A 9,504-nucleotide genomic window follows, 5' to 3' on the forward strand; every position below is an offset into this window, starting at 1 on the left:
CCGGTGCGAATCCGGCGCGGTCCCGCCACTGTCAGCCCTCCCCCGGAGGGCGAGCCAGGAACTCGTGCTGCCGGTCTCGTCGAACCAGGGCGTGGACACCCTGAGTGAGGACATCCGCCATGTTCGCCCTGCGCGGCGCGCGGCGGGCCGAGCGCGTGTTCGCGTGCGGTGCCGCCCTGGGACTGCTGAGCGACCTGCTGGTCGCCGATCCGCGCCGCGGGCACCCCGTCGCCGGATTCGGCCGCGCCGCCGGAGCCGTCGAGCGGCTGCTGTGGCGGGACCATCGCGGGTGGGGCGCACTGCACACCGCCGTGTGCACCGGTGGCGCCGCCGCGCTCGGCGCCGTGGCCGCACGGGCCGTACGCCGCTCCCCCGCCGCCTCCGTCGCGCTGACCGCCGCCGCGACCTGGGCCGTGGTCGGCGGCACCTCGCTGGGCCGCGAGGCACGCGCTGTCGGGTCCGCGCTGGAGGCGGGCGACGTCGAGCTGGCGCGGGAGCTGCTGCCCCGGCTGTGCGGGCGCGACCCCGAGGGCCTCGACGCGGACGGCATCGCGCGCGGGGTCGTCGAATCGGTCGCCGAGAACACCTCGGACGCGGTCGTGGGCGCCCTCGTGTGGGGCGCCGTGGCCGGTGTGCCCGGGCTGCTCGCCTTCCGTGCCGTGAACACGCTGGACGCGATGGTCGGTCACAAGTCGCCCCGCTACCGCCGTTTCGGCTGGGCCTCGGCCCGGCTCGACGACGTCGCCGGCTGGCCCGGCGCCCGGCTCACCGGCGCGCTCGCGGTGCTGACCGGCGGCCGGCCCGGGGACGCGGCGCGGGCCTGGCGCGCCGACGCGGAGCGCCATCCGAGCCCCAACGCGGGCGTCGTCGAGGCCTCGTTCGCGGGCGCGCTCGGGGTCCGGCTCGGCGGCACGCTGGCGTACGCGGGGCGCGTCGAGCACCGGCCGGTGCTCAACGCGCGAGGGCGGACGGTGGACGTACGGGATGTGGAACGGGCCGCGCGGTTGTCGCGTCGGGTGAGTCTGGCTGCCTTGGGAGTGTGTGTGGGCGCGCGGTTGCTGTGGGGACGCCGGTGAAGGGCGGGGGGCTGCTCGTCGCGGGCACGACCTCCGACGCGGGCAAGAGTGTGGTCACCGCGGGGATCTGCCGGTGGCTGGTGCGCCAGGGGGTGAAGGTCGCGCCGTTCAAGGGGCAGAACATGTCCCTGAACTCGTTCGTGACGCACGAGGGCGCCGAGATCGGCCGGGCACAGGCCATGCAGGCGCAGGCGGCCCGGGTCGAGCCGAGCGCGCTCATGAACCCGGTCCTGCTCAAACCGGGCAGTGACCGCAGCAGCCAGGTCGTGCTCATGGGCAAACCGGTCGGCGAGCTGAGCGCCCGGGGCTACCACGGGGGGCGGCAGGCCGCCCTGCTCGACACCGTCGTGGGATGTCTGGAGGAGCTCCGGGGCAGTCATGACGCCGTGATCTGTGAAGGGGCGGGCTCACCGGCCGAGATCAACCTGCGCCGGACCGACATCGTGAACATGGGCATCGCGCGGGCCGCGCGGCTGCCCGTCCTGGTCGTCGGCGACATCGACCGCGGCGGAGTCTTCGCCTCGTTCTTCGGCACCACGGCACTGCTCGCGCCCGAGGACCAGGACCTGCTCGCGGGCTACCTGGTGAACAAATTCCGCGGCGACGTCAGCCTGCTCGAACCCGGCCTGGACATGCTCGAGTCCCTGACCGGGCGGCCCACCTACGGTGTCCTGCCGTACGCGCACGGGCTCGGCATCGACGAGGAGGACGGTCTGCGGGTCTCGCTGCGCGGCACCGTGCGCGAGTCCGTCGTCGCGCCGCCGGTCGGCGCGGACGTGCTGCGGGTCGCGGTGTGCGCGGTGCCGCTGATGTCGAACTTCACGGATGTCGACGCGCTGGCCGCCGAACCGGGCGTCGTGGTCCGCTTCGTGGACCGGGCCGAGGAGCTCGTCGACGCCGACCTGGTGGTCGTGCCGGGCACGCGCGGCACGGTGAAGGCGCTGGAGTGGCTGCGCGCGCGGGGTCTCGCGGACGCGCTGGCCCGGCGGGTGGCCGAGGGACGCCCCGTGCTCGGCATCTGCGGCGGCTACCAGATGCTCGGGGAGCGGATCGAGGACGAGGTCGAGTCGCGGGCCGGGGTGGTGGACGGGCTCGGGCTGCTGCCGGTCCGGGTGCGCTTCGCGCGCGAGAAGACACTGGCCCGGCCCGTGGGCCGGGCCCTGGGCGAGCCCGTCGCGGGGTACGAGATCCATCACGGGGTCGCCGAGGTGCTCGGCGGGGACGGGTTCGTCTCCGACGACCGGGGACGCAGCCTGGACGGGTGCCGGGTCGGGTCGGTGTGGGGGACGCACTGGCACGGGTGCCTGGAGTCGGACGGGTTCCGGCGGGCGTTCCTGCGGGAGGTCGCGGCAGCTGCGGGGCGGCGGTTCGTGCCCGCGCCCGACACGTCGTTCGCGGCGCTGCGGGAGGAGCAGCTCGACCGGCTCGGGGATCTGATCGCGGAGCACGCCGACACGGATCGTCTGTGGCGGCTGATCGAGGGGGGCGCTCCGCCGGGGCTGCCGTTCGTGCCGCCGGGGGCGCCGTGACGAGAAGCCGCCCCCGCCGCCCTTTCCCGTCCCGGCCCCGGGGGCTTCGCCCCCTGTCGGTGCGCACCTACCCGGAGGAGTCCGTCCGATGAGCAACCCGTATCCGTTCAGCGCCGTCGTCGGGCAGGACGACCTGCGGCTGGCCCTGCTGCTGAACGCCGTGTCACCGGCCGTCGGCGGTGTGCTCGTGCGGGGTGAGAAGGGAACCGCCAAGTCGACCGCCGTGCGGGCGCTCTCGGCGCTGATGCCGGATGTCCCGGTGGTCGCCGGATGCCGGTTCTCCTGCGACCCGGCGGCGCCCGATCCGCAGTGCCCCGACGGGCCGCACGCGGACCTCGACGGGGCCCGACGGGCCGCGCGCATGGTCGAGTTGCCGGTCGGGGCCTCCGAGGACCGGCTCGTCGGCGCGCTCGACATCGAGCGCGCCCTCGCCGAGGGCGTGAAGGCGTTCGAGCCCGGACTGCTCGCGGACGCGCACCGCGGCATCCTGTACGTCGACGAGGTCAACCTCCTCCACGACCACCTCGTGGACCTCCTCCTCGACGCCGCCGCGATGGGCGCCTCCTACGTCGAGCGTGAGGGCGTGTCCGTACGGCACGCGGCGCGCTTCCTCCTCGTGGGCACGATGAACCCCGAAGAGGGCGAGCTGCGGCCCCAGTTGCTCGACCGGTTCGGGCTGACCGTGGAGGTCGCCGCGTCCCGGGAGCCGGAGCAGCGCGTCGAGGTCGTCAGGCGGCGCCTCGCCTACGACGACGAGCCCGAGGGCTTCGTGGCGCGCTGGGCCGGCGAGGAGGCGGAGCTGCGGGCGCGGATCGTCGCGGCCCGCGCCCTGCTGCCCCGGGTCGCGCTCGGGGACCGGGCGCTGACGCAGATCGCGGCGACGTGCGCCGCGTTCGAGGTGGACGGCATGCGCGCCGACATCGTGATGGCCCGTACCGCGACGGCGCTCGCCGCGTGGGCCGGGCGCACCGAGGTGCTCGCGGAGGACGTGCGGCAGGCCGCGCTGCTCGCGCTGCCGCACCGCAGGCGCCGTAATCCGTTCGACGCGCCGGGCCTCGACGAGGACAAGCTGGACGAGACGCTGGACGAGTTCGGCCCGGACGACGAGCCCGAGCCCGATCCGGAGCCGGACGGCGACGGCCCCGACGGCGGTGGCCCGGGTCCGGACGGCGGCGGTGGCGGCGGGGTGCCGCCGCAGGACAGCGGGCCGGAGTCTGGCCTGCCGCAGGACGCGCCCGACGACTCCGAGCCGGGCGACGCCCAGGTGCCGGCCGCGGCCGGGGGCCGGGAGCAGCGCGCGGTGAGCGCCGGTGAGCCGTTCCGCACGAAGGTGCTGAGCGTGCCGGGCCTGGGTGACGGGGCCGCCGGACGGCGCTCGCGGGCCCGGACCGAGCACGGCCGCACGACGGGCTCGACGCGGCCGCGCGGCGCGCTGACGAAGCTGCACCTGGCGGCGACCGTGCAGGCGGCGGCGCCGCACCAGCGGGCGCGCGGGCGCAGCGGCCGGGGGCTCGTCGTGCGCCGGGACGATCTGCGGCAGGCGACGCGCGAGGGCCGCGAGGGCAACCTCGTGCTGTTCGTCGTGGACGCGTCCGGGTCGATGGCGGCCCGGCAGCGGATGGGTGCGGTGAAGGGCGCGGTGCTGTCGCTGCTGCTCGACGCGTACCAGCGCCGGGACAAGGTGGGGCTGGTGACGTTCCGCGGGACGGGCGCGGAGGTCGCGCTGCCGCCGACGTCGAGCGTGGACGCGGCGGCTGCCCGTCTGGAGTCGCTGCCGACCGGCGGCCGCACGCCGCTGGCGGCCGGGCTCCTGAAGGCGCACGAGGTGCTGCGCGTGGAGCGGCTGCGCGATCCGGCGCGGCGCCCGCTGATGGTGGTCGTCACGGACGGCCGGGCGACGGGCGGTCCCGAGCCGGTGCGGCTCGCGGAGCGCGCGGCCGGGCTGCACGCGGCCGAGGGCACGGCGGCCGTGGTGGTGGACTGCGAGAGCGGCATGGTGCGGCTCGGGCTCGCCGGGCAGCTGGCGACGCGGCTCGGCGGGACGGCCGTGACCCTGGACGAGCTGCGCGCGGACTCGATCGCCGGGCTGGTCAAGGACGTACGGGGACAGGGCAGCAACCACAGCAGCGGGAGGGCCGCGTAATGCCGCAGGGACAGCCGAGTGTCGTGCCGGACGACGGGCTGACGACACGTCAGCGCCGCAACCGTCCGCTGGTGTTCGTGCACACGGGCGTCGGCAAGGGCAAGTCGACGGCCGCGTTCGGGCTCGCGCTGCGGGCCTGGAACCAGGGCTGGCCGATCGGAGTGTTCCAGTTCGTGAAGTCGGCGAAGTGGAAGGTCGGCGAGGAGAACGCGCTGAAGGTGCTCGGCGCCTCCGGCGAGGGCGGCACCGTCGACTGGCACAAGATGGGCGAGGGCTGGTCCTGGGTGCAGCGTGACGACCAGGCCGACAACGAGGAGAAGGCCCGCGAGGGCTGGGAGCAGGTCAAGCGGGACCTGGCCGCCGAGACGTACCGGCTGTACGTGCTCGACGAGTTCGCGTACCCGATGCACTGGGGCTGGATCGACGTGGACGAGGTGGTGCAGGTGCTGCGCGACCGTCCGGGGACCCAGCACGTCGTGATCACGGGCCGCAACGCGCCGCAGAAGCTGGTGGAGTTCGCGGACCTGGTGACGGACATGTCGAAGGTGAAGCACCCGATGGACACGGGTCAGAAGGGCCAGCGGGGCATCGAGTGGTGACGACCTCCGTCCCGGTTCCGCGGCTCGTCGTCGCCGCGCCCGCGTCCGGGACCGGCAAGACGACGGTCGCGACCGGTCTGATGGCGGCGTTCGCGGAGCGGGGCCTCGCCGTGTCCCCGCACAAGGTGGGGCCGGACTACATCGACCCGGGCTACCACGCGCTGGCGACGGGCCGCCCCGGCCGGAACCTGGACGCGTACATGTGCGGGCCCGAGCTGGTCGCGCCGCTGTTCGCGCACGGGGCGCGCGGCTGTGAACTGGCCGTCGTGGAAGGCGTGATGGGCCTGTTCGACGGGGTGTCGGGCGAGGGCGAACTGGCGTCGACGGCGCACGTCGCGAAGCTGCTCAAGGCGCCGGTGGTGCTCGTGGTCGACGCGTCGTCGCAGTCGCGTTCGGTCGCGGCGCTCGTGCACGGGTTCGCGTCGTTCGACCCGCAGGTGCGGCTCGCCGGCGTGATTCTCAACAAGGTCGGCTCGGACCGGCACGAGGAGCTGCTGCGCGAGGCCCTGGAGGAGGTCGGCGTGCCGGTGTTCGGCGCGCTGCGCCGCACCCCGCAGGTCGCCACGCCGTCCCGCCACCTGGGCCTGGTCCCGGTCGCGGAACGCAGCACGGAGGCGGTCGACTCGGTCCGGGCCGCGGCGGCGATGGTCCGGGAGGGCTGCGACCTCGACGCCCTCCTGGCGCTGGCGAGGACGGCCCCGCCGCTGACGACGCAGGCGTGGAGTGCCGGCGCCCCGGACGGGGCGCCGCAGGCCGGGCGAGCAGCCCCCGCGCGCCCGCGCGTGCGGCCCGTCGTGGCGGTGGCGGGCGGCGCCGCCTTCACGTTCTCCTACGCGGAGCACGCCGAACTGCTCACCGCGGCCGGCGCCGAGCCCGTCGCCTTCGACCCCCTCCACGACGAGGGGCTCCCGGAGGGCACCGCCGCGCTGGTGATCGGCGGTGGCTTCCCCGAGGTCTACGCCCCCGAGCTCTCCGCGAACGAGCAGCTCCGCAAGGCCGTCGCGGACCTGACGGCCTCCGGCGCCCCGGTGGTCGCCGAGTGCGCGGGCCTGCTCTACCTCGCCCGTTCGCTCGACGACAAGCCGATGTGCGGCGTCCTCGACGCCCACGCGCGGATGTCGTCGCGGCTGACCCTGGGCTACCGGGACGCGGTCGCCGTGTCGGACAGCGTGCTCGCGCCCGCCGGAGCGCGGATGCGCGGCCACGAGTTCCACCGCACGGTCCTGGAGCCGGGAGCGGGGCCCGCGCCCGCGTGGGGCATGCGCCTGCCGCGGCCCCGCGTCGAGGGCTTCGTGCAGGGCGGCGTGCACGCCAGCTATCTGCACACGCACTGGGCGGGCCGCCCCGACGTCGCGCGGCGCCTGGTCGAGCGGTGCGCGACGCCGTGACGTCAGCCCGCGACGCCGACCACGAGCCAGATGAACCCCGCGCCCAGGGCCGTGCACAGCAGGGTCGAACGGGCCGGGTGCTCGTGGTGGGCCTCGGGCAGGATCTCGGCGGCGGCCAGGTACAGCAGGACGCCGCCGAAGAAGCCGAGATAGCCGCCGAGCAGTTGCTCCGGAATGGTGAAGAGCAGGGTGGAGGCGGCGCCGATCACGGGTGCCACCGCGTCGGCGAAGAGCATCATGACGGCCTTGCGGCGCGCGTTCCCGTACAGGCTGGTCAGCGTGTACGTGTTGAAGCCGTCGGCGAAGTCGTGCGCGATCACGGCGAGGGCGACGGCGACGCCCATGCCGCCGCCGACCTGGAAGGCGGCCCCGATGGCCATGCCGTCCATGAGGCTGTGCCCGACCATCGCGGAGGCGGCGGTGAGTCCGACCTCGGGGACCCGGCCGTGACCGTTCTCCTCGGCCCCGTGGGCGGCCTGCCGGTGCGCGAGCAGGTGCTCGAGGACGTGTGCGGCGAGGAAGCCCGCGACGAACAGCAGCAGGGCCGCGGGCACGCCGAAGACGTCACCGCCGGCCGCCTCCAGGGCCTCCGGCAGCAGGTCGAGTCCGACCACACCGAGCATGAGTCCACCCGCGAGACCGAGCACCAGGTGGCGCCGGTCGGTGACCCGCTGCGCCGTCCAGCCGCCGACCAGGGTCATGAGAAAGGCGCCGAGCGCCACGAACACCGCCATGCGCCTTTGCTAACCCATCCGACCCCCGCGCCGCACATCCGGGGTGCCTCCGCTCGTGTCGTGGTGGGGGTCGGCGCCCGCTCCGGGGCCCCGGCGGTCGAGGTCCTCGCGCTGGTCGGGGCGGTGCTCGCGGAGGCGGGCGTGCCCCCGGACCGGGTCCGCGCGCTGGCGACCGTCACGGCGAAGGGGCGCGAACCGGGCCTGCTGCGGGCCGCCGAGGCACTGGGCGTGCCGCTGGAGACCTACGCCGCCGAGCACCTGGCGGCGGTGCCGGTGCCGCATCCGTCGGCGCGGGTGCGCGCGGCCGCGGGCACGCCGTCGGTCGCGGAGGCCGCCGCGCTGGCGGGGGGCGGCGTGCTGCTCGTGCCCAAACGCGCGTCGCGGGGCCCGGACGGCGGCCCCGGCCGCGTCACCTGTGCCGTGGCCGCCCAGGCCGACTGACCGACTCCCCCTCACTCGTCTCCCCCTCAAGGAGCCCTCCGTGCAGACCCCCTCCCCCGCCCTGCTCGCCGCCCTCGCGGCGCGGCTCGACGACGTCCTGGACGGTGCGGACCGGGCCGGGGTGACGGTGCTGCTCGTGGGCGAAGGATCGGCGGACCCGTTGGCGCGCGCCGAACTCGCCGCGTGTGCGCGTCTGTTGTGGGATCACGGCGGCTACGAGGAGGTGGTCCCGGCGTTCCGCACGGGCGCCGCCCCCACGGTCTTGTCGGCGCTCGACCGGGCGAGGGCGCTCGGCGCCCGGCGCATCGTGGTCCTGCCGTACGAGCCGCTGCCCGAGGAGGGGTTCGGGGAGCGGGTGGCGCTGTGGGCGGCGGCCCACCCGGAGGTGACGGTGGGCCGCGCGCAGGCGCCGGACGCCGGACCGGTCGGCGGGGCGGACCTGCCCGGACTGCGGCATCACGGGGACGCCGAGGTGCGGGACGACGGCGAGAAGCTCACGGATCTCGCGGTGAACGTGCGGACCGGGACACCGCCGGACTGGCTGCGCGAGCGCATCGGCGCGTCGCTGGAGGGCCTCGCGGCGTATCCGGACGGGCGCCGGGCGCGGGCCGCGGTGGCGCGGCTGCACGGGGTGCCGGTGGAGCGGGTGCTGCTGACGGCCGGTGCGGCGGAGGCGTTCGTGCTGCTCGCGCGGGCGCTGCGGGTGCGGCGTCCGGTGGTGGTCCATCCGCAGTTCACGGAGCCGGAGGCGGCGCTGGCCGACGCGGGGCACGTGGTGGAGCGGGTGCTGCTGCGCGAGGCGGACGGGTTCCGGCTCGACCCGGCGCTGGTGCCGCCGGACGCGGACCTGGTCGTCGTCGGCAACCCCACCAATCCGACGTCGGTCCTGCATCCGGCCGGGGTGCTCGCGCGGTTGGCGCGGCCCGGGCGGGTGCTGGTGGTCGACGAGGCGTTCATGGACGCGGTGCCGGGCGAGCGGGAGTCGCTGGCGGGCCGCACCGACGTGCCGGGGCTCGTGGTGCTGCGGAGTCTGACCAAGACGTGGGGGCTCGCGGGGCTGCGGATCGGGTACGTCGTGGCCGCGCCGGAGATCGTGGCGGAGCTGGCGCGGGCGCAGCCGCTGTGGCCGGTGTCGTCACCGGCGCTGGTCGCCGCGCAGGCGTGCGTGTCGGAGCACGGGGTACGGGAGGCGGCGGCCGCGGCGCGGGGCGCGGCGGCGGACCGGGAGTATCTGGTGGGGCGGCTGCGGGAGCTGACGTCGGCCGGGGTGTCCGTGGTGGGGCCGGCCGAGGGGCCGTTCGTCCTCGTGCGGGTGCCGGGGGCCGCCGCGGTGCGGGAGGCGCTGCGGGGGGTGGGGATCGCGGTGCGGCGGGGTGACACGTTTCCCGGGCTCGGGGAGGACTGGATCCGGGTCGCGGTGCGGGAGCGGGGCACGTCCGATGCGCTTGTCTCCGCGCTGGGCCGGATCCTCGCGCCGTAGCTCCGGGGGTCTCGTCGCCGGGTACGCCCCGGTGGGGGCTGGTCGCGCCCCGCGGCGGAGCCGCCAATAGTCAGAGCCCCGCGCCCCTGAAGGCATGCGCTGCGCGCAGCCTTC

General features: G+C 76.0%; 8 protein-coding genes, 1 pseudogene and 1 riboswitch. Of the genes and pseudogenes, 8 read left to right on the forward strand and 1 reads right to left on the reverse strand.

The annotated features are described in order from the left end of the window. A riboswitch (cobalamin riboswitch) is annotated at positions 1-86 on the forward strand. This riboswitch is flagged as partial in the annotation. 33 nt (positions 87-119) lie between these two features. The 5 genes from GTW43_RS03825 to GTW43_RS03845 all read left to right on the forward strand — a co-directional run bounded on the left by GTW43_RS03825 (position 120) and on the right by GTW43_RS03845 (position 6,735). Next, positions 120-1,076 (forward strand): cobalamin biosynthesis protein, encoded by a 957-nt coding sequence (locus tag GTW43_RS03825; RefSeq protein WP_161300189.1) that lies wholly within the window; start codon positions 120-122, stop codon positions 1,074-1,076. After that, entirely contained in the window at positions 1,073-2,605 is a 1,533-nt protein-coding gene (locus GTW43_RS03830; protein ID WP_161300190.1) for a cobyric acid synthase, read from the forward strand. The genes GTW43_RS03825 and GTW43_RS03830 overlap by 4 nt, the downstream gene beginning before the upstream one ends. Before the next feature lie 88 nt (positions 2,606-2,693). After that, a complete protein-coding gene (locus GTW43_RS03835) occupies positions 2,694-4,748 on the forward strand; it encodes a putative cobaltochelatase (RefSeq protein ID WP_161300191.1) in 2,055 nt (684 codons plus the stop codon). Then, on the forward strand, positions 4,748-5,347 hold the full coding sequence (cobO, locus tag GTW43_RS03840) for a cob(I)yrinic acid a,c-diamide adenosyltransferase (protein ID WP_161300192.1): 600 nt from the start codon (positions 4,748-4,750) through the stop codon (positions 5,345-5,347). Before GTW43_RS03835 ends, cobO begins: the two co-directional genes overlap by 1 nt. Next, the gene (locus GTW43_RS03845) at positions 5,344-6,735 is read left to right on the forward strand and encodes a cobyrinate a,c-diamide synthase (RefSeq protein ID WP_161300193.1); all 1,392 of its coding nucleotides are present in this window, start codon (positions 5,344-5,346) and stop codon (positions 6,733-6,735) included. The genes cobO and GTW43_RS03845 overlap by 4 nt, the downstream gene beginning before the upstream one ends. A gap of 2 nt (positions 6,736-6,737) precedes the next feature. Here GTW43_RS03845 and GTW43_RS03850 read toward each other — a convergent pair whose 3' ends face one another. Beyond that, positions 6,738-7,469 carry a ZIP family metal transporter gene (locus GTW43_RS03850; RefSeq protein ID WP_161300194.1) on the reverse strand — a complete coding sequence of 244 codons (732 nt, stop codon included), beginning with the start codon at positions 7,467-7,469 and terminating at the stop codon, positions 6,738-6,740. A gap of 60 nt (positions 7,470-7,529) precedes the next feature. Between GTW43_RS03850 and GTW43_RS03855 the strand changes: the two genes are divergently transcribed. The 3 genes and pseudogenes from GTW43_RS03855 (at position 7,530) to cobC (ending at position 9,390) form a co-directional block, all read left to right on the forward strand. Next, positions 7,530-7,910 (forward strand): cobalamin biosynthesis protein, encoded by a 381-nt coding sequence (locus tag GTW43_RS03855; protein ID WP_343245889.1) that lies wholly within the window; start codon positions 7,530-7,532, stop codon positions 7,908-7,910. 136 nt (positions 7,911-8,046) lie between these two features. Continuing rightward, positions 8,047-8,220, forward strand: a pseudogene (locus GTW43_RS38445) (CbiX/SirB N-terminal domain-containing protein); the annotation flags it as partial. 81 nt (positions 8,221-8,301) lie between these two features. Next, positions 8,302-9,390 (forward strand): Rv2231c family pyridoxal phosphate-dependent protein CobC, encoded by a 1,089-nt coding sequence (gene cobC, locus GTW43_RS03860; RefSeq protein ID WP_343245890.1) that lies wholly within the window; start codon positions 8,302-8,304, stop codon positions 9,388-9,390. The last annotated feature ends 114 nt before the right edge of the window (positions 9,391-9,504 follow it).

The organism is Streptomyces sp. SID5785, from assembly GCF_009870065.1.
Classification (GTDB): Bacteria; Actinomycetota; Actinomycetes; order Streptomycetales; family Streptomycetaceae; genus Streptomyces.

What these genes read in the sequence shown, in the direction of transcription:
- GTW43_RS03825 (WP_161300189.1), top strand. Translation starts at nt 120, where the DNA reads ATGTTCGCCCTGCGCGGCGCGCGGCGGGCCGAGCGCGTGTTCGCGTGC.
- GTW43_RS03850 (WP_161300194.1), bottom strand. Translation starts at nt 7,469, where the DNA reads ATGGCGGTGTTCGTGGCGCTCGGCGCCTTTCTCATGACCCTGGTCGGC.
- GTW43_RS03835 (WP_161300191.1), top strand. Translation starts at nt 2,694, where the DNA reads ATGAGCAACCCGTATCCGTTCAGCGCCGTCGTCGGGCAGGACGACCTG.
- cobO (WP_161300192.1), top strand. Translation starts at nt 4,748, where the DNA reads ATGCCGCAGGGACAGCCGAGTGTCGTGCCGGACGACGGGCTGACGACA.